We start from the raw sequence: 18,746 nt of genomic DNA, 5'->3' as shown, positions 1-18,746 counted from the left end.
ACCCGTGGTCGGTACGGCCGGCTGGCAGAATCGAGGCCGTGAGTACCGCCCCCAGCTACCGCCCGACCGATGTGCCGCCCCGGCCCGCGCCGCGACGCTCGTTCGGGGCCACGATCGGCCGCTGGATCAGCCGGCTGATCGTGGGTGCCGTGGTGATCGGGGTGATCCTCGTCGGCGGTACCGCGGCCCGGGTGTGGCAGGTGGCCCGCATCGACGACACCCGCCCCGCCGACGCGATCGTCGTCCTCGGCGCAGCCCAGTACGACGGCACCCCGTCGTCGGTGTTCGAGGCCCGGCTCGACCACGCCCGCAAACTGTACGAGCGCGGGGTGGCGTCCACGATCGTCACGGTCGGCGGCAAGCAGGAGGGCGACGCGTACACCGAGGCCGCGTCCGGCAAGAACTTCCTGATCGACGAGGGGGTCCCGGCCGGGGCGATCCTCGCGGTCGAGGAGGGCTCGGACACGCTGCTCAGCATCGAGGCCGTCAGCCGCGAGATGGGGGAGCGTGGCCTGCACTCGGCGGTCCTCGTCAGCGACCCGTGGCATTCGCTGCGCACCCGCACCATGGCCCGCGACGCCGGACTCGACGCCTGGACCGCACCCACCCGGCAGGGGCCGGCAGTCCTCACCCGTGAATCCCAGGTACACGGAATCGCGAGGGAGACAGGAGCATTGCTGTGGTATCAGCTGACGCACTTCTCCGCGGACTTCCAGTACACGGCGGGCCAGTGACCTACAGCGCGCACGACCTGGACCGGCGTGTGTCGGAGACGCCGAAGACCGCGGCCCTGGTGCCGTTCGCGGAAGCCGCACAGCACCGCACCGCGTTCGCCCGCGACCGGGCCCGCGTCCAGCATTCGGCGGCACTGCGCCGGCTCGCGGACAAGACGCAGGTCGTCGGGCCCCGGGACGGGGACACCCCCCGCACCCGGCTCACCCATTCGATCGAGGTCGCCCAGATCGGCCGCGGCATCGCCGAAGGCCTCGGCCTGGACCCCGACCTCGTCGACCTCGCCGGCCTCGCCCACGACATCGGGCACCCCCCGTACGGGCACAACGGGGAGAAAGCCCTCGACGAGGTCGCGGCACCGTGCGGCGGTTTCGAAGGCAACGCCCAGAACCTGCGGATCCTCACCTGCCTCGAACCGAAGATCCTCGACACCGACGGCCGCAGCGTCGGCCTGAACCTCACTCGCGCCTCCCTCGACGCCGCGATCAAATATCCGTGGACCCGCCCCGCACCCGGCGCCAAGTTCGGCGCCTACGACGACGACGCCGACGTCCTCGACTGGGTCCGTGACGGCGCCCCCGACGGGAAACAGTGCATGGAAGCACAGGTCATGGACTGGGCCGACGACGTCGCCTACTCGGTGCACGACGTCGAGGACGGCGTCATCGCCGGACGCATCGACCTGCGCGCCCTCGCCGACCCCACCGAGGTGCGGGCCCTCGCCGAACTCGGCGCCCGGCAGTTCCGCGGACTGGTCGTCGACGAACTGGTCGAGGCGGCCGCCCGGCTGTCACGGCTCCCGGTGGTGGCCTCCACCGGCCGGTACGACGGCACCCTCACCAGCGCCGTCGCTCTCAAGAACCTCACCAGCGAACTCGTGGGCCGTTTCGCGTCCGCCGCCGTCGCCGGCACCCGCGACATCGCCGGGCCGGGCTCCCTCGCCCGCTACCGGGCGGACCTCGAGATCCCTCCCGTCGTCGCCGCCGAGGTGGCGCTCCTCAAAACTGTCGCCCTGCACTACGTGATGTCCGACACCGGCCACCGCGCCCGACAGGACCGGCAACGCGACCGCATCCACCGGGTCGCACAGTGGCTGCTGCGAACCGCGCCGTCCGGCCTCGACCCGCTGTTCCTCCCCGCCTGGAACACCGCTACCGACGACGCCGCCCGCACCCGGGTGATCGTCGACCAGATCGCCTCCTGCACCGAGAGCCGCCTCGAACGCATCGACAAACAGAGCCTCGGTGCCCAGGCCAGCTGGGGGTAGGCGCCTACTGTGGCAGCACCTCGCCGAGGACGCGGAACGTGTTGCCGCCCATGACGGCCCGGATGTCGTCGTCGCTGTATCCGCGGTCGTGGAGTTCCTGGGTGATCACCGCGATCCGGGAGGTGTCCCAGCCGACGGTCGTCGACCCGTCGAAGTCGCTGCCGAGGGCGGCGGTCGCGATGCCGCCGACCTCGATCACGTGCTCGATCGCGTCGACGACGGCTGCGGGGGTCAGTTCGCACACGGCGGCGTCCCAGTAGCCGATGCCGATCACGCCACCGGTGGCGGCGACACCGCGGATCTCGTCGTCGGTGAGGTTGCGGTTGACGTCGCACGTGGCCTGGACGCCGCCGTGGCTCGCGACGACGGGGCGGGTGGCGCGGTCGAGGATCTCGGCGATCGTGGTGTGGCTGGCGTGCGCGATGTCGACGACGACGCCGCGCCGCTCGAGTTCGGTGAGTACCTGCCGGCCCAGATCCGTCAGCCCGCCCTTGTCTTCGCCGTGCATCGAGCCGGCGACCTCGTTGTCGAAGAAGTGGGTGAACCCGGCCATACGCAGGCCGGCGTCGTAGAGGACGTCGAGGTTGCCGATGTCACCTTCGAGGTTCTGCAGGCCTTCGACGGAGAACAGTGCGCCGGTCACCTCCCGTCCGGCGGCCCGGTCGGCGAGCACCGCATCGAGGTCGCCGCGGGTGCGGACCAGCCGCAGGGTGCCGTCGGAGTCCGCGGCCGCCTGCTCCAGCTTCTGCGCGTGGTACAGCGACCGCTGCAGGAGTGACCCCCACGTGCGCGGCGGCTGCAACTGTGCGATCGAGAGTGCCGTGATGTTGTCGGCGGTGTCGGCCGAGTTGGCGTCGTAGTTCTGACCCCGCGGCGACTTCGACACCGACGAGAACACCTGCAGCGCGACGTTGCCGTCCTGCAGTCGCGGCAGATCCATGTGGCCGCGGTCGGCGCGGTCGAGCAGGTTCCGATCCCACATCAGGGTGTCGGAGTGCATGTCGGCGATCTGCAGACTGTCGTGCAGGGCCTGCGTCCGGGTGGTGACCGTCGGCAGATCGGCGGGTTCGATCTTGTTCTGGGCGCGTTCGACGATGCCGGGGGCGAACGCGAAGAACGCGACGGCGACGACCGGAACGGCGCCGGCGACACCGATCAGGGTGCGGCGCACCCAGCGGCGATGGGGAGACGACATGGCGCAGAGCCTAGACTGGCCCCGTGGCCGGCCGAATCCCTGACAGAGACATCGCGGCCGTTCGCGAACGCACTCGGATCGAGGACGTCGTCGGCGAGTACGTCTCGCTCAAACGCGCGGGCGGCGACTCCATGAAGGGCCTGTGCCCGTTCCACGACGAGAAGTCGCCGTCGTTCCACGTTCGCCCCAACCACGGGCACTTCCACTGCTTCGGCTGTGGGGAGGGTGGGGACGTCTACTCGTTCCTGCAGAAGATCGAGCACGTCAGTTTCGTCGAGGCCGTCGAGCAGCTGGCCGATCGGGTCGGCTACCAGATCTCGTACGAGGGCGGCGGGCCGTCGGTGCAGAAGGACCGCGGCACCCGGGCCCGGCTGGTGGCCGCCAACGCCGCCGCGCAGGAGTTCTATGCGGCCCGGCTACGGGAACCCGACGCGCAGGCCGCACGCGACTATCTGACGGAACGGAACTTCGACGAGGCGGCGGCAGTGGCGTTCGGATGCGGTTACGCCCCGGCCGGCTGGGACACCCTCACCAAACATTTGATGGCGAAGGGGTTCGACGCCAAGGAACTCGAGGCGGCAGGCCTGTCGAAGGAGGGGCGACGCGGCCCGATCGACCGGTTCCACCGCCGGCTGTTGTGGCCGATCCGGAATCTCGCCGGTGACGTCATCGGTTTCGGTGCCCGCAAACTGTTCGACGACGACACCATGCCCGGCAAGTACGTCAACACACCCGAGACGATCCTGTACAAGAAGTCGCAGGTGCTGTTCGGGCTGGACCTGGCCAAGCGGGACATCGCGAAGGGCCACCAGGCCGTCGTCGTCGAGGGCTACACCGACGTCATGGCGATGCATCTGGCCGGGGTGAAGACGGCGGTCGCGTCGTGCGGCACCGCGTTCGGTGACGAACATCTTGCGATGCTGCGCCGACTCCTCATGGACGACAGCTACTTCCGTGGCGAGGTCATCTACACGTTCGACGGTGACGCCGCCGGCCAGGCCGCGGCGATGAAGGCGTTCGAGGGCGACCAGAAGCTCGCCGGGAAGACGTACGTGGCGATCGCACCGGACGGCATGGACCCGTGCGAACTACGGCAGCAGTCGGGGGACGCCGCAGTACGCGACCTCGTCGCCAGGCGCACCCCGCTGTTCGAGTTCGTCGTGAAATCGATTCTCGCGGAACATGATCTGAACACCGCCGAGGGGCGGGTGGAGGCGCTGCGCCGCGCCGTCCCGGTGGTGGCGCGGATCAAGGAATCGACCCTGCGCGACGGGTACGCCGTGCAACTGTCCGGCTGGGTCGGCTGGGACGACATTCCCGCCGTGCGCCGGCGCGTCAAGGACGAGGCCCGCAGGATCGCACGCGGCGGAACCAGCACACCCGTCAAACGCCGTCCCGCGGCAGAGACATCGGCGGATGCGCCACCGGCCGGGGTGCCGCGGCCGCGCCCCGACGATCCGACGCTGTGGCCGCAGCGCGACGCTCTCAAAGCGGCACTGCAGTATCCGGCGATCGCCGGCACCGTGTTCGATTCGCTCCCGGCGGAGTCGTTCACCCATCCCGCGTACGCGGCGGTACGGGCCGCGGTCGCCGAGGCGGGCGGAACGTCCGCGGGTCTCGGCGGCGCCGAATGGGTCGACGCCGTCGGCCGCAACGCCGGCGACCTCGTCGTGCAATCGCTGGTGATGGAGTTGGCGGTCGATCCACTGCCCGCCGACGACGACACCGCCCCCCGCTACATTCGCGGTGTTCTCGCCCGCCTGCAGGAAGTGTGGGTGGGCGAACAGGTGGCCGAACTGAAGTCGAAGCTGTCGCGAATCTCCGTGGAGGCCAACGCCGACGAGTACTACTCGCTGTTCGGTGACCTCATGGCACTCGAACAGTATCGGCGCAGCCTGCGCGATCAGGCGATCGGCGACACCAGCGGCGAGGGCATCGCCTGACCTACGCCGCCGGCGCCGTCAGTTCTTCCGGAGCTGATCCTGCGGGACGAGGATCGTGGTCTTCTCGTCGATCGGCTTCATCGGCTCGAGTCGCGGCTGTGTGCTGAGGCTGTCCGACAACTTCTGCCGGCCCACCTCGATGGCCTTCTTGGTGGCAGGGCTCGTGGCGACCGCCTTCGCCGCCTTGCTGATCTGCTCGTACCGGGCCCGCCCCGCCCGGGTGCCCAGGACATAGCCTGCCGCGACGCCCACCAACAACCGCATCATTTCCGGATTCCTCCTTCTCGCAGAGCCTGCCTCCATCCTGCACGATCGGCCGTTGTTCAGGCGATTTGGTACTTGGGTGGGGGTATGGGCTACAGTTTCTCAGGCACCGCGGGAAACGGCAGTGCCGCCAAGGTAATCCCCTGTAGCTCAATTGGCAGAGCATTCGACTGTTAATCGAAGGGTTGCTGGTTCGAGTCCAGCCGGGGGAGCTTCCAGAAGGACCCCCACCCATTCCGGGTGGGGGTCCTTCTCGTTTGTCTCGTTTGCGAGGGTTCAGGCGGCGGTGCGGATCGGCCACCGGCCGTCGACATCGGAGGCATCGCGGCCCACCCGCTGCAGATACTCGAGCAGATCGTGTTGCCGGGCGGCATGCCAGGACGCCTGACTGGCCATGATGTCGTCGAGCCGGGCCAGTTCGGGGAACCGCCGGGGGAGCAGCCGGGCCAACTCCGCCGCGGCCAGCGCATCGGACTGCGCCTCGTGGGCCGCCCCGAGATCGACCCCGTAGTGCTCGCACAGCGCGCCGAGCGTGCGCTTGCCACGGCGATACCGGTCCACCTCCCGGTCGATGACATACGGGTCGAGAACGAGACCGTAATCGTCGAGCGGAGGAAGCCCGAGCCGGCGGGCCTCGGCGTCGAGCACCGTCAGGTCGTACGCCGCATTGAACGCCACAACCGCGTACCCGGCATTCCAGGCGTCGGCGAGGGCCGCCCGGATCTCCCGGTACCCCTCGACGTAGTCACGGCCGTGCTCGCGCGCCCAGGCCGTGGAAATGCCGTGGATCGCGGCCGCATCCCCCGGAATGTCGACACCCGGATCGAGAATCCAATTCCGTGCGACAGGTGCGCCGTCGTCGACAGTGACGACACACGCCGTCACGATCCGCGCCGAAAGTGGATCGCGCCCCGTCGTTTCCAGATCGAACGCACAGATCGGTCGGGTCGTCCAGTCACTCATCTACGGTCCTTCGACTCTTACGGAGAGCCGAATGCTCGCCCATCATGCCGACGAGTCTTCCCCCACCCACCGACAAAACCGCAGACAGTGCGACGCACGCCACCCCACCGACAGAAACGGACACCCGCGGACGGTACGATTTCGACGGCGGCGCGAACACCACGCGCCCCGGGGCGGTAGCTCAGTCGGTTAGAGCCGTGGACTCATAATCCATTGGTCGCGGGTTCGAGCCCCGCCCGCCCCACGTCAGAGGGTGTTTTTGCCTTCGCCAGTTGGTTAATACGACGTTTATTCGTCGTTTATGGCAACGGCCCGGTCGAGAAGTTCCGCCACAACCGCGTGCGTCCGGCCGCGGCTCATGTACCGATCCATCGTCATGCTGACGTGCCGATGCCCGAGATGATCGGCACCGACACGAGCCGACAGCCCCTCTTCGTCGATCAGCGTCGCGAGCGCCTTTCGAAAGCTGTGCGTCGTCGCGTCGGGCACCCCAAGCTCGTCGCGGACCTTCCGCCACTGCTTCCCGAAGTTGTTCGGATCACGCAATGTGCCGGCCGTCGATGGGAAGATCACGCCGAGGTTGCCGAGCTGAGGTTCGGCCGCTCGCCGCTGTAGCACCTCGAGCGCGAAGCGGGGGAGCGCGATGGTGCGCAGTCCCGCGGCCGTCTTCGTTGCCTCGACGCGCTGTAGCCCGACGCCCTTCGCTCGAACCACCTTCCCAGACACCGACACGGTGCCGGCCTTGTCATCGACATCGGTCCATCGCAGCGCCAGCAGTTCGGATCGCCGGAGTCCGGTCGCGATCAGGAGGGTGATCGGGTCCACGAGGTCGTTCTGTGCGCAGAACGTCGACGAACCCAGCACGCCGAGCAGGGCCCGCAGTTCCGCGGCCGTCAGCAGTCGGGCTCCCTTCGGTGGTGTCTTCGACTTGATCGGCGCCACGTCGCGCACGGGGTTCGAGTCGAGCGCCCCCGCGATGACCGCGATACCGAGAGCGCCGCGCAGGATCGTCTTCGCCTGCCGCGCCATCGTCGGCCCGTGCGCCTTTGTCATAGCCCGGACCGCGCTGTCGATTCGGCCGGCCGTCGCCTCGCCGACGCGGACCCCGCCGATCTTCGTTTCGAGCTTGCCGGCGGCGAACTTGTAGGTGTCCATCGTCGCGGCCGATCGTCCGTCGTCCTCCAAACGTCCGAGGTACGTCCGCACCAACGCCGTGATCGTTGTCGCGTCGGTGACGTCTTCCTCGCTTGGCGCTCGGCGTGTGTCGAGGTGGTCGAGTAGTTCCTGTTCGGCGATCTTCCCGTGCTGATCTCGTCGGCCAGCGGGTGTGCGCCGCTCGGCTCGACGGACGACGCCGTCGGTGTCGCGGAAGCGGCAGTGCGCCAACCAAATACCGCCGCCGAGGTCGCGTCTGGTGATCGTGCCGTGCTGACCGATACGCAGGGGAGGTCTACCGGCCATTGGTTGCCTTCTGTTCGGTTTCGTCTGCAAGCAGTGAAGCGTAGGCGGCAAGCCTGTCGGATTCTTGCCTGATCGCTTTTGCGAGCGCTTGTGGATCGCCGGCATCCTCACCGAGGACTGCTGTGTGCAGAAATGACTTGAGGCTAGAGAGGGACATCATCGCCGGATGACGGAAGGTTCGTTCTTGCTGTTCTTCCTTGTCCCGGAACCATGAGGGGGCTGCCTGCCGGAACTCTTGCATGTCGGCAGACACGGGGATCGGCCATTCGCCGGCGAACCATGCTCGAACCACGAAAGGCTTTTCGGGGGGAAGGTTTGGGGCCACAATGATGGGCTCCGCTGTGTCCGGGTCGGCTCCGTCGACGAAATCGGCCGGGCTGGCGTTCAGGGCTGCCGCGAACAGAAGTAACTCTTCTGCGGAGACCTGCCTCGTGCCCTTCTCGACCTTGGTGATTCCAGACGGGACCATCGGTGAGCCGAGTTCGGTAAGCCGTTCCGAGAGTTGACGGACAGTCAGTCCGCGTAGCTTCCGAAGTCGGGCGATGTTCTTGGCGATGACGTCCGGGACCCGTGCGCCACGTTCTGTTTCCATATCGGAGACGGTAGTTGCCACTTGACGAACGGGCAATGTCGAGCCATGCTGAGTTCCGAAAGGGGATCATATGATCCTGAAACGGAAACGAGGGTGAGATGCACACCAGCGAGGACTACTGGCTGAGCCGCGAGGAAGTGGCCGGCCGTCTCAAACTGCCCGTCAAGACGCTCGCGCAGTGGGCTAGCCAGAAGAAGGGCCCCAAGTACAGCGTCATCGGCCGATACGCCCGCTACAAGATGAGCGACCTCATCGCATGGGAGAACGCACAGGCCACGGGCGGCGCAGCATGACCGCGCAGCTGTACGCCGCCCACGACGGCCAGATCGTCGAAGTGTTCGCCTACGGGCAGTACACGGACGGAACTCGAATCGCGTTCGTGCGACTCCCCGAGGTCGATGGATGCCCACCCCTCGAGGTGGCGATCCCGCTCGACGAGCTCGAAATCAGAAACGCCCCCGATGCCGGCCAGGGCATCGAGGGCAACGAGACCCACACCAACCTGCAAGAAGGAGAAGATCCGATGCCCACCCAGGGGCCCGGCAAAGTCGTGAGTGATACACGCTGAGCTGGGGTTTCAGTGCGAGATGACGCTCGACGAGAGCGCGGATTGGGGCGGGCACGACCGCCTCGGCGATGATTCAAGTTCCTACACAATCGTCACAACCAGGAACGAGTCGTGCCCGCAGCCTCATCTTCTCCCACGCCTGTTCCAGTGTCCGACACCGGGATCCTCGACGCGCTCGACTGGGTGCCCGATCCACGGGCCCGGCGTGGGGTCCGGCACCCGCTCACGGTGATCCTGTCGGTGTCCCTGGCCGCGGTGTGCGCCGGCGCGCGCTCGTTCACCGCCATCGCAGAGTGGGTCCATGATGCGCCGGCAGACGCGCTCGGGAAGCTGGGTGTGGCCGATCGGGTGCCGTCGGAATCGACGATCCGCCGCACCCTCGCCCGCGTCGACGCGGCCGTGTTGGACCAGGTCATCGGCATGTGGGCGTGGCTACGAACCCGGGTGGTCGACGGGCGCCGGGTGATCGCCGTCGACGGCAAGACGTTGCGAGGCGCGAGGGACGCGGCCGGGCATCTCACCCATCTGCTGGCCGCCCTCGACCACGGCAGCGGGGTGGTCCTCGGACAGGTCGAGGTCGGTGCGAAGACCAACGAGATCCCGCTGATCACCGACCTCCTCGCCCCACTCGACCTCACCGACGCGGTGGTCACCGCGGATGCCCTGCACTGTCAGCGGGCCACCGCCGAGTACATCGTCGGTCGGGGCGGGCATTACGTGTTCACCGTCAAGAACAACCAGAAGGTCCTGCGGGATCTGTTGAAGTCGTTGCCGTGGAACGCGATTCCTGTCTCGTCGTCGACCGGTGGGTATGGTCACGGGCGGCGGGAGCGGCGCACGATCAAGGCCACCGAGGTCGCCGGTGGGCTCGGGTTTCCACACGCCTGCCAGGTGTTGCAGGTGCGTCGCACCGTCACCAGGAAGGGCCGTAGATCCGTCGAGGTCGTCTACCTGGTCACCTCGATCCCGATGACCTCTGCCGCTCCGCTGCAGGTCGCCGGCTGGGTTCGCGGGCATTGGGCGATCGAGAACCGCCTGCACTGGGTCCGGGACGTCACCTTCGACGAAGACCGCTCCGCCGTCCGCACCGGCACCGGTCCGCAGGTGATGGCCACCATCCGCAACACCGTCGTCAGCGTCCTGCGGTTGGCCGGCCACGACAACATCGCAGCCGCGCTACGGCATCACGGCCGCGACCCGCATCGTCCGATCGATCTACTTCATGCCGCCTGACATGCAGCTATGCGACTTTGTCGAGGCCCTGCGGTTCACTCACGACCGCAATAGTAAGTTTCTTATCTTAACTGGTCAATGCCCTGCGAACCACCACAGCTGCTTCGGATGACCAACTGCACGAGGCCCCGCGACGTTGTCGAGGAGCACGTCAGCGAGTGCGTTGGCCTTCTTTGCGTCCGGCACCCGCGGTTCACGGAGCGACTGGTCCGCTCGACCAACGTGGCGGCCGTAGTCGTGCCAGCCCTGCCGATGATCAGCCCTCCCGCCGTCCAACGGACAGGTCCGGCCGCGTTTGCGCCGTGCCTCCGCCCCTCCGTCGGCGGCGCCGGTCGGCCCCTGGTCCTGCGTGCTGTTGTGTTTCGTTCCCGTCATGCCAGTGACCGGTCTCGGCCGACCTTCTCCGAGGTGTCGTTTGTCGGACAACGGCAGCTACCCCCACCGCGACGTCCGGTCGATCCGCGAACGCCAAAGCCCTCCGCGTCAACTCGCAATCCCTCGTCCACGAACGTTGTTGCTACGACGTGGTGGCACCGCTGTGTGCTGCACGAGAGAAGGATCGTGAACCGCTTCGTCGGCGATGTATTTGACACTTTAAGGGCGTTCCCTTAACGTCACTGGCGTGATCCAGGCCATAGCTCCGCAGGTGAAGGCTGAGGCTGGAGAACGGGCCATCACGGAACGCCGAAGGCGCTCGCTGACGTTCAAGAACGCGTGCGAGGGTCGACCGTTCCAGATGCCCGCTACGCGAATTTCCTCGTCCAGACCTGTCGCGGTCCGATCATGACGGCGAAGCCCGGCAATGTGCGGATCTCGGGAATCACCGCTATGCCGGACTCGCTTCCTGTCCCGCCCGCAAGTAGGAGTGTCATCGTGACCGAAGTGCCCACCTCAAGCCTTCACGCCGATCTGGGATCCCTGCTCGACACGCGCAGCAGTTGCCGCGCCTTCCGCCCGGACCCCGTCCTGCGCGGGACGATCGAACGGATCCTCGAGATGGCCCAGCGCACCCCGTCCTGGTGCAACACCCAGCCCTGGCAGGTGGCGATCACCGAAGGTGAGGGCACCGAACGGTTCCGGAAGGGGCTCGGCGAATACGTTCGCTCGTCCCCGCAGGAACCAGACTTCCCCTTCCCCGCCGAGTACCAGGGCGAGTACGGCGCGCGCCGCAAGGAATGCGCGATGCAGTTGTATTCGAGCGTGGGCATCGCGGCGGGGGATCGGCGTGCCTCGGCCGAGCAGACGATGAAGAACTTCGACCTCTTCGACGCCCCCCACGTCGCGATCATCACCTCGGACGAGGCGCTCGGGGTCTACGGCGCGGTCGACTGCGGGCTGTACGTCAACACCTTCCTCCTCGCTGCGCACAGCCTCGGCGTGGCCACCGTCCCACAGGCCGCGCTCGCCGGCAGCGCCCCCTATCTACACAGCTTCTTCGACCTTCCTGCCGACCGGAAGGTGGTCTGCTCGATCTCCTTCGGCTACGCCGACGAATCCCATCCCGCCAACGGGTTCCGCACCACCCGGGCTGACATCGGCACGGTCGCCACCTGGGTGTCCTGACACGCGGTTCCGTCACCCCCGCGACCTCGGTCGACGGCGATCAGTCCCGCCGTCGTCGTCGATTACTTCAAAGGATCTTTCTCATGTCGTTGAACCTCGCAGACCTCTTCGAAGACGTCGTCGATGAGATTCCCGACCGCGCAGCCCTCGTGTGCGGCGACGAACGTCGCACCTACTCCCAGCTCGATCAACGAGCGAACCGACTCGCGCATGCGCTGACCGATCGGGGGATCCGGGCAGGCGAGCACGTCGGCATCCACATGCGCAACAGTGTGCAGTTCGTCGAGTCCATGTTGGCGTGCCTGAAGATTCGGGCTGTGCCCGTGAACATCAACTACCGCTACACCGAAAGCGAACTCACCTACCTGTACAACAACTCTCAGCTCGTCGCCGTGATCGCCGACAGTGAGTTCCTGCCCGTCATCGAGGCAACACTGCCAGCCTGCCCTGCCATCTCCACCCTGGTGACGTTCGGCCCGGCCGGCAACGTCGAGGCATCCTCCGTCACGCACGTCGATTTCGACGAGGCCCTCGCCGGACAACAAGTCACGCGAGGCTTTGCTGCGCGCAGCAAAGACGACCACTTCATCATCTATACCGGCGGCACCACCGGCATGCCGAAAGGCGTGGTGTGGCGTCAGGAAGATTTCTTCATGGCCGCACTCGCCGGCGGAAATCACAGCGGTGCCCCGTTCACCGACGGTCGGGAGTTGGCTGCCGCCGCGGCTGCCAACGCCAGTCCCATGACGTTCGTCCTGCCGGCACCGCTGATGCATGGCGCTGCCGTGTACTCAGTGTTCAGCGGGTTGTTCAGCGGTGCCAAGCAGGTCTTGATGCACGCGTTCGAGCCGGTCGAGGCCCTGCGACTCATCGCGGACGAGCAGGCGTCGTGCATCACCGTGGTAGGCGATGCGATGGCCCGACCGCTCACCGATGCGATTCGCCGGCACGGATCCTCGTACGACCTGAGCTCGTTGGTGATGGTCGGCTCCGGTGGCGCCCTGTGGTCCCGCAGTTCGAAAGACCAACTGCTCGAGCTGATGCCGAATCTGTTTCTGCGGGACGGATTCGGCGCGTCCGAGTCCGGAGTGGACGGCACGCTCGAGATCGGTGATGACGGCACCATGCGGATCCGGAACAACCCGAACATGCTGGTGGTAGACGAGAAGCTCAGGCCGCTGGCGCCGGGGTCCGGCGCCAGCGGCTATCTCGCGCGGACCGGTCACGTCCCGCTCGAGTACTTCAACGAGCCGGAGAAGACAGCGGAGACCTTCCCGGTGGTCGACGGTGTCCGGATGTCAGTGCTCGGCGACATGGGCCGGCTCGAGGACGATGGTTCGATCGTGCTGCTCGGCCGCGGCTCGGTCTGCATCAACTCCGGTGGAGAGAAAGTGTTCCCCGAGGAGGTCGAGGCGGCGGTCAAGAGCCACCCCGCGGTGTTGGACGCGGTGGTGGCCGGAATACCGAACGAGCGGCTTGGGGAACAGGTTTCGGCCGTCGTGCAGTTGCGCGAGGGCTTCGAGGATCTGGATACCGACGAGATCGCCGCGCACTGTCGCGGTGAGATCGCCGGGTACAAGATTCCCCGCTCGATCGTCGTGGTGCCGTTGATCGTTCGCTCGCCCGCCGGCAAGGCCGACTACCGGTGGGCCCGCGCCACGGTCTCACAGGGCACGGCGTCGTGACTGTCGTTGAGGAGCGCCACGGTCGGGTGCTGGTCATCCGGCTTGACCGCGAGGCCAAGCGCAACGCCATCGACCGCGCGACGGCGGAGGGCATCGACGCCGCGCTGAACCGGCTGGACGACGACAAGGACCTCTGGGTTGGCGTGATCACCGGAACCGAGCGGATCTTCTGCGCCGGAACGGATCTCAGTGCCGAGGTCGATCTGAAGACCGAACGTGGCGGCGAGTACGGGATTATTCGGCGCGTGCGGGAGACCCCCCTGATCGCGGCCGTCGAGGGGCCGGCTCTCGGCGGCGGACTCGAGATCGCCCTCGCCTGCGACATGGTCGTCGCGTCCAGCACCGCCCGGTTCGGGCTGCCGGAGGCCCGCCGCGGTCTCGTCGCGACCTCGGGCGCTCTCTTTCGGGCCGCGCGGGCGTTGCCGCCGAACGTGGCGCGTGAACTCCTCGTCGCGGGCCGCACCCTCGACGCCGACCGCGCCCATCAGCTGGGCCTGGTGAACGAGCTGGCGGAGGCGGGCCGTGCCCTGGAGCGGGCGCTGGTCCTGGCCGAGGACGTCTGCCTGTCCTCGCCGATGTCGGCGCGCGAGACCCTGCGGGCGCTACGCACCCTCACCGACGCCGAGGACGCCCTCGGCTGGACGGCCACGGACACCGCCATAGAGGCGTTCCTCGCCTCCGAAGACATGAAGGAGGGCATCAGTGCCTTCTTCGAAAAGCGGGCGCCACAGTGGCGTGGCCACTAATCAAACCCAGTGGAGTGGGCGCTGAAAAACCTTCCCCCACCGATACTCTCGAAGGAACTTCACCATGAATGATTTTGCCAACAAGACGGTCGTGGTCACCGGGTGTGCGTCCGGTATCGGCGCGTGCGCGGCGCGCAAGCTGGCCGATCGGGGTGCGACGGTGATCGGTGTCGATCGCGTCGCCAGTATCGACGACGCCGTGTCGACGATGATCATCGGCGATCTGTCGACCTACGCGGGTGTCAAGGCGATCGCCGACGCCGTCGAGGGCCCGATCGACGCGCTGATCAACAATGCCGGCGTGGCGGGCACCCTGCCGTGGCGCACGGTCCTGTCCATCAACTCGCTGGCCCCGCGGGACCTTACCCGGCTGCTTGTGCCGAAGTTCGCCGGTGACCCGGTCGTGGTGACCACCGCGTCGCTGACCGGCCTCGGCTGGGCGCAGAACTTCGCTGCCATCAACGAGTTCCTGGCGATCGACGACTGGGACGCTGCACTGGACACCTTCGCGGACTACCCGGAACTCGACACCAAGTGCTACGACCTGTCGAAGGAGATCTCGATCGTCAATGCCGGCAACATGGCGGTGGACGGTCGTCAGATCGGCATGCGCTCGAACAGCGTCTCGCCCGGCACCGTCGGAACCCCGCTGCTGGCGGACTTCATCACCACCCTGGGTGAGGAGAGCATCAACGGCACCGCGATGTGGACAGGTCGGCACGCCAAGCCCGAAGAGGTGGCAGACGCGCTGGTCTTCCTCGTCTCGGACGCGGCCAGCTGGATCAGCGGAGCGGACCTGCCCGTCGACGGCGCCATGGGCGCAATGGTTTTCCGCAACTACATCGCACCGGCCATGGCCGCGGCAGCGCAGGGTTAGGAAGCGACGATGACGACAAGAGAGCAGACAATGAACGAACTCATCTCGATCAACCCGGCCACGCTGCAGGAGATCGGCCGTGTTCGCGTCACCTCCACCGGTGAGCTCGATCAGGCGATCCGTGACGCGGACACCGCATTTGCCACCTGGAAAACCGACCGTGGGTACCGACAGGGGCTGCTGCGTGCCTGCGCGCTCGAGATGATGCGCAAGAGCGCGCAGATCGTGCCGTTGCTGGTCGCTGAGCAGGGCAAGACGGCGACCGAGGCGTCGGGTGAGGTTTGGATCTCGGCGAAGGCCTTCGCGCACGCGTCCCGGATCTACTGGGCGGACGAGGAACTCGGCCCCGATGTAGCCGGCCGGACCGCACGTGTGCAGCGGGTGCCGCTCGGCGTCGTCGCGGCGATCGTGCCGTGGAACTTTCCGGTGTTCCTGACCATCGCCAAGATCGCGCCCGCTCTGGCCGCGGGCAACACCGTCGTGATAAAGCCCGCCGAGTCGGTGTCGCTGGTGGTGGACAAGGTCGTTGACATCCTCAAGGCTATCCTGCCCGAAGGCGTCATCCAGGTCGTGCACGGCGGACCGGACATCGGCAAGGCGCTCGTCGAGCACTCGCTGGTCCGCAAGGTGTCCTTCACCGGGTCGACCGGTGTCGGCAAGCTGATCATGAAGCAGGCCGCCGAGGTCATCACGCCCGTCACCCTCGAGCTCGGCGGCAACGACCCGGCCATTGTGCTGGGGGACGCCGATCTCGCGTACACCGCTGCCTACCTAGCGAACTCGGCGTTCTTCAACGCCGGTCAGATGTGTGTCGCGCCGAAGCGGGCGTACGTGCCCGCCGACAAAGTTGACGAGTTCTGTGAGATCTTCGCGGGGCTGATGGCGGCGAAGTCGGTTGGCGACGGGCTCGCGCCCGGCACCACGATGGGGCCGCTGCACAACAAGGCGCAGCTCGACTTCGTGCAGTCCCTGCTGGACAAGGCGGTCTCCGGCGGCGCCACCGTCGTGATGGGCGGCGGCCGCGGCACCGAGCTGCCCGGCTACTTCCTCGAGCCGACGCTGGTCCGCGACCTCGACGACTCGGCCGAGCTGGTGGCCCTGGAGCAGTTCGGACCGGTGTTCCCGGTGGTCGCCTACCGCGACCTCGACGAGGTGATCGCCACGATCAACGCCCAGGAGTTCGGCCTCGGCGCCTCGGTGTGGGGAGCCGACGAGGCCGCCGCCACCGCGGTCGCCGAGCGAATCGACGCCGGATCGGTGTGGGTGAACCAGCACAACGCGCTCGAGGTCGAGTTGCCGTTCGGCGGCGTGAAGTCCAGCGGCTTCGGCCGCGAGGGCGGCGCAGCGGGCGTCGAGGACTTCCTCCAGATTCGCGTGGTCAGCGTAAAGCACACGTCATGACAGTCCTTCCCGGGCGTATCCCGGTATCCATCGACGAGCCCGACTGGCCGAGCCGTCCGAAGGCGCCGGCCGGTGCCCCGAACGTCCTCGTGATCCTCACCGACGACGTCGGCTACGGGACGTGTAGCACGTTCGGGGGTCCGGTGCCCACGCCGGTGCTGGACTCGTTGGCGGAGAACGGGCTTCGGTACACCGAATTCCACACCACCGCGATGTGCTCGCCGACCCGCGCCGCGCTGCTGACCGGACGCAACCACCACGACGTCGGCTTCGGCCGCATCACCGAGTCCGCGATGGCCTACGACGGCTACACGACGATGATCCCGCCGGACGCGGCGACGATCGCGGAGATCCTGCGCCGCAACGGGTACGGCACCGCCCTGATCGGCAAGTGTCACAACGTGCCCGACTGGGAGTCCGGCCCGGCCGGCCCGTTCGACCGGTGGCCCACCGGCCTCGGTTTCGAGCACTTCTACGGATTCCTCGGCGGCGGCACCAACAACTTCTCGCCGGGCCTCTACCAGGGCACCCGGCCGATCGAGCCGCCACTGGGCGACGCGGACTACCACCTCGAGGCGGACCTGGCGGATCAGGCGATCGACTGGGTCCGCCGGCAGAAGTCGGCCGCGCCCGACAAGCCGTTCTTCCTGCACTACGCGACGGCGGCCGCGCACGCCCCGCACCACGCGCCGCGGGAGTGGATCGAGCGGTTTGCCGGCCAGTTCGACCAGGGTTGGGACGCGGTCCGCGAGCAGACCCTGGCCCGGCAGAAGGCGTCCGGGGTGATCCCGCAGAACACGCTGCTGACCGAGCGCCCCGACGAGATCCCCGCCTGGGACTCGCTTTCCGCCGCCGAGCGCCGCCTTTACGCCCGTCAGATGGAGGTCTTCGCGGCCTCACTCGCGTTCTCCGACGCGCAGATCGGTCGCCTCGTCGATGCGCTGCGTGAGCTCGGTGAGCTGGACAACACGCTGCTGGTGTTCATCCAGGGCGACAACGGCGCCAGCGCGGAGGGCGGCCCGCACGGCGAGCTCAACGAGGCGTTTTTCATGAACGGGATGTCGGAGAGCGTGGAGAACATGCTCGAGCATATCGACGAGATCGGCGGACCGCTGCACTATAACCACTACGCGGTCGGCTGGGCGAACGCGCTCGACGCCCCCTTCAAGTGGTTCAAACAGGTGGCCTCGCACTTCGGCGGCACCCGCAACGGCATGGTGATCTCGCACCCGGACCGGATCGCCGACGTGGGCGGGGTGCGTACCCAGTTCCACCACGTCGTCGACATCACCCCCACCATCCTCGAGGCGGTCGGGCTCGGCGCCCCCGCCGAGGTCGGCGGCGTCGCGCAGCAACCGATGGCCGGGGTGAGCATGGGCTACACGTTCGCGCAGCCGGACGCGAAGTCCGCGCGCAACACCCAGTACTTCGAGCTGCACGGCAACCGGGCGATCTACCACGACGGCTGGGTCGCGGCCTGCGGGCCGGTCGAGCTGCCGTGGGCGTTCAAGATGCCGCCGCCGGAGCTCGACGAGATCGACTGGGAGCTCTACCACGTCGCCGACGACTACAGCCAGGCGATCGACCTGGCCTCGCAGTTCCCGGAGCGGTTGCGCGAACTGCAGGACCTGTTCTGGATCGAGGCCGCCCGCAACCAGGTGCTGCCGATCATCGTCGGCACCGGTCGTCGGGTCGGGCCTGCGCAGCCGAGCGAGGTCCGCGGTAGCGACGAGTTCACCTACTACCCGGGGACCCATCGCGTCCCGCCGGGCAGCGCACCGGACCTGGCGAACCGGTCCTTCGTGGTCGCCGCGGAGGTGGAGGTGCCCGCCGATGGGGCCGAGGGCGTACTCTTCGGTCAGGGCGGCAGGTTCGGCGGCCACGCCCTCTACCTGCTGGGCGGGCGACTGGTGTACCACTACAACCTGCTGGGCAGCGTGCGCTTCACCGTCACCTCCGACGGTCCGGTGCCCGCCGGTCGCCGCCGGCTCGAGGTTGCGTTCGAGCCGGACGGGCAGGGCTACGGGCTCGGCGGCACGGCCGTGCTCCGGGTCGACGGCGATCCGTGCGCCCGAGAGCACCTGAGCCGCACAGTGCCGTGGCGGATGTCGTACGTGGAGGGCACGAACGTCGGGCTGGACACCGGTACCCCGGTCAGCGAGGACTACCGCGTGCCGTTCGCCTTCACGGGGACGTTGCACCGGGTCGACGTGTCGTTGAAGTAGGGACTGATGTTGTCGGACGTCGACTAGCGGG

The 18,746-nt window shown here is 67.6% G+C and carries 17 protein-coding genes and 2 tRNA genes; 14 read left to right on the top strand and 5 right to left on the bottom strand.

Features of this window, described 5'->3' with window-relative positions:
- Positions 1-38: 38 nt before the first annotated feature.
- Positions 39-734, top strand: a complete 696-nt coding sequence (locus Q5696_RS13410) for a YdcF family protein (RefSeq protein WP_305091825.1) — start codon at positions 39-41, stop codon at positions 732-734.
- The gene (locus Q5696_RS13405) at positions 731-1,999 is read left to right on the top strand and encodes a deoxyguanosinetriphosphate triphosphohydrolase (RefSeq protein WP_305091824.1); all 1,269 of its coding nucleotides are present in this window, start codon (positions 731-733) and stop codon (positions 1,997-1,999) included. The genes Q5696_RS13410 and Q5696_RS13405 overlap by 4 nt, the downstream gene beginning before the upstream one ends.
- A gap of 4 nt (positions 2,000-2,003) precedes the next feature.
- Here the strand turns inward: Q5696_RS13405 and Q5696_RS13400 are convergent, their stop codons facing one another.
- A complete protein-coding gene (locus Q5696_RS13400) occupies positions 2,004-3,194 on the bottom strand; it encodes a dipeptidase (protein ID WP_305091823.1) in 1,191 nt (396 codons plus the stop codon).
- Between the two features lie 23 nt (positions 3,195-3,217).
- On the opposite strand from Q5696_RS13400, the gene dnaG reads away from it, so the two are divergent.
- On the top strand, positions 3,218-5,137 hold the full coding sequence (dnaG, locus tag Q5696_RS13395; RefSeq protein ID WP_305091822.1) for a DNA primase: 1,920 nt from the start codon (positions 3,218-3,220) through the stop codon (positions 5,135-5,137).
- 18 nt (positions 5,138-5,155) lie between these two features.
- Here the strand turns inward: dnaG and Q5696_RS13390 are convergent, their stop codons facing one another.
- Complete coding sequence (locus Q5696_RS13390) at positions 5,156-5,404, bottom strand: hypothetical protein (protein WP_305091821.1); 249 nt, start codon at positions 5,402-5,404, stop codon at positions 5,156-5,158.
- A 136-nt stretch (positions 5,405-5,540) separates the two neighbouring features.
- Here Q5696_RS13390 and Q5696_RS13385 point away from each other — a divergent pair.
- Positions 5,541-5,613: transfer RNA gene (locus Q5696_RS13385), tRNA-Asn, on the top strand.
- A gap of 64 nt (positions 5,614-5,677) precedes the next feature.
- On the opposite strand, the gene Q5696_RS13380 is transcribed toward Q5696_RS13385, so the two are convergent.
- Positions 5,678-6,364, bottom strand: a complete 687-nt coding sequence (locus Q5696_RS13380) for a 3'-5' exonuclease (protein WP_305091820.1) — start codon at positions 6,362-6,364, stop codon at positions 5,678-5,680.
- A 170-nt stretch (positions 6,365-6,534) separates the two neighbouring features.
- Between Q5696_RS13380 and Q5696_RS13375 the strand changes: the two genes are divergently transcribed.
- A tRNA-Ile gene (locus Q5696_RS13375) sits at positions 6,535-6,608 on the top strand.
- 44 nt (positions 6,609-6,652) lie between these two features.
- Here Q5696_RS13375 and Q5696_RS13370 read toward each other — a convergent pair.
- Entirely contained in the window at positions 6,653-7,825 is a 1,173-nt protein-coding gene (locus Q5696_RS13370; protein WP_305095286.1) for a tyrosine-type recombinase/integrase, read from the bottom strand.
- Complete coding sequence (locus Q5696_RS13365; protein WP_305091819.1) at positions 7,815-8,417, bottom strand: helix-turn-helix domain-containing protein; 603 nt, start codon at positions 8,415-8,417, stop codon at positions 7,815-7,817. Before Q5696_RS13365 ends, Q5696_RS13370 begins: the two co-directional genes overlap by 11 nt.
- 98 nt (positions 8,418-8,515) lie before the next feature.
- On the opposite strand from Q5696_RS13365, the gene Q5696_RS13360 reads away from it, so the two are divergent.
- The 9 genes from Q5696_RS13360 to Q5696_RS13320 all read left to right on the top strand — a co-directional run bounded on the left by Q5696_RS13360 (position 8,516) and on the right by Q5696_RS13320 (position 18,715).
- Positions 8,516-8,710, top strand: a complete 195-nt coding sequence (locus Q5696_RS13360; RefSeq protein WP_305091818.1) for a helix-turn-helix transcriptional regulator — start codon at positions 8,516-8,518, stop codon at positions 8,708-8,710.
- Positions 8,707-8,985, top strand: coding sequence for a hypothetical protein (locus Q5696_RS13355; RefSeq protein WP_305091817.1), 279 nt, complete (start codon positions 8,707-8,709; stop codon positions 8,983-8,985). The genes Q5696_RS13360 and Q5696_RS13355 overlap by 4 nt, the downstream gene beginning before the upstream one ends.
- Positions 8,986-9,132: 147 nt before the next feature.
- A complete protein-coding gene (locus Q5696_RS13350) occupies positions 9,133-10,218 on the top strand; it encodes an ISAs1 family transposase (RefSeq protein ID WP_305091816.1) in 1,086 nt (361 codons plus the stop codon).
- An 828-nt stretch (positions 10,219-11,046) separates the two neighbouring features.
- Positions 11,047-11,781, top strand: coding sequence for a nitroreductase (locus Q5696_RS13345; RefSeq protein ID WP_370654930.1), 735 nt, complete (start codon positions 11,047-11,049; stop codon positions 11,779-11,781).
- An 83-nt stretch (positions 11,782-11,864) separates the two neighbouring features.
- Positions 11,865-13,466, top strand: a complete 1,602-nt coding sequence (locus tag Q5696_RS13340; RefSeq protein ID WP_305091815.1) for an acyl-CoA synthetase — start codon at positions 11,865-11,867, stop codon at positions 13,464-13,466.
- Positions 13,463-14,212 (top strand): enoyl-CoA hydratase-related protein, encoded by a 750-nt coding sequence (locus Q5696_RS13335; RefSeq protein WP_305091814.1) that lies wholly within the window; start codon positions 13,463-13,465, stop codon positions 14,210-14,212. The genes Q5696_RS13340 and Q5696_RS13335 overlap by 4 nt, the downstream gene beginning before the upstream one ends.
- A 64-nt stretch (positions 14,213-14,276) precedes the next feature.
- Positions 14,277-15,089, top strand: a complete 813-nt coding sequence (locus Q5696_RS13330; RefSeq protein WP_305091813.1) for an SDR family oxidoreductase — start codon at positions 14,277-14,279, stop codon at positions 15,087-15,089.
- Between the two features lie 30 nt (positions 15,090-15,119).
- Positions 15,120-16,490 carry an aldehyde dehydrogenase family protein gene (locus Q5696_RS13325; RefSeq protein ID WP_305091812.1) on the top strand — a complete coding sequence of 457 codons (1,371 nt, stop codon included), beginning with the start codon at positions 15,120-15,122 and terminating at the stop codon, positions 16,488-16,490.
- The gene (locus Q5696_RS13320; protein WP_305091811.1) at positions 16,487-18,715 is read left to right on the top strand and encodes an arylsulfatase; all 2,229 of its coding nucleotides are present in this window, start codon (positions 16,487-16,489) and stop codon (positions 18,713-18,715) included. Before Q5696_RS13325 ends, Q5696_RS13320 begins: the two co-directional genes overlap by 4 nt.
- The last annotated feature ends 31 nt before the right edge of the window (positions 18,716-18,746 follow it).

Origin of the sequence: Prescottella sp. R16 (genome assembly GCF_030656875.1) — a bacterium.
In the GTDB taxonomy this organism is placed as follows: domain Bacteria; phylum Actinomycetota; class Actinomycetes; order Mycobacteriales; family Mycobacteriaceae; genus Prescottella.
Note: the sequence above shows the minus strand (reverse complement) of the source record. Positions and strands in the feature narration are given on the sequence as shown.

Bases quoted from the DNA above. Each gene is read 5' to 3' on its own strand.
- Q5696_RS13330 (WP_305091813.1), top strand. From the start codon at position 14,277: ATGAATGATTTTGCCAACAAGACGGTCGTGGTCACCGGGTGTGCGTCC.
- Q5696_RS13325 (WP_305091812.1), top strand. From the start codon at position 15,120: ATGAACGAACTCATCTCGATCAACCCGGCCACGCTGCAGGAGATCGGC.
- Q5696_RS13390 (WP_305091821.1), bottom strand. From the start codon at position 5,404: ATGATGCGGTTGTTGGTGGGCGTCGCGGCAGGCTATGTCCTGGGCACC.
- Q5696_RS13320 (WP_305091811.1), top strand. From the start codon at position 16,487: ATGACAGTCCTTCCCGGGCGTATCCCGGTATCCATCGACGAGCCCGAC.
- Q5696_RS13360 (WP_305091818.1), top strand. From the start codon at position 8,516: ATGCACACCAGCGAGGACTACTGGCTGAGCCGCGAGGAAGTGGCCGGC.
- Q5696_RS13340 (WP_305091815.1), top strand. From the start codon at position 11,865: ATGTCGTTGAACCTCGCAGACCTCTTCGAAGACGTCGTCGATGAGATT.
- Q5696_RS13365 (WP_305091819.1), bottom strand. From the start codon at position 8,417: ATGGAAACAGAACGTGGCGCACGGGTCCCGGACGTCATCGCCAAGAAC.
- Q5696_RS13345 (WP_370654930.1), top strand. From the start codon at position 11,047: ATGCCGGACTCGCTTCCTGTCCCGCCCGCAAGTAGGAGTGTCATCGTG.
- Q5696_RS13380 (WP_305091820.1), bottom strand. From the start codon at position 6,364: ATGAGTGACTGGACGACCCGACCGATCTGTGCGTTCGATCTGGAAACG.
- Q5696_RS13370 (WP_305095286.1), bottom strand. From the start codon at position 7,825: ATGGCCGGTAGACCTCCCCTGCGTATCGGTCAGCACGGCACGATCACC.
- Q5696_RS13400 (WP_305091823.1), bottom strand. From the start codon at position 3,194: ATGTCGTCTCCCCATCGCCGCTGGGTGCGCCGCACCCTGATCGGTGTC.
- Q5696_RS13355 (WP_305091817.1), top strand. From the start codon at position 8,707: ATGACCGCGCAGCTGTACGCCGCCCACGACGGCCAGATCGTCGAAGTG.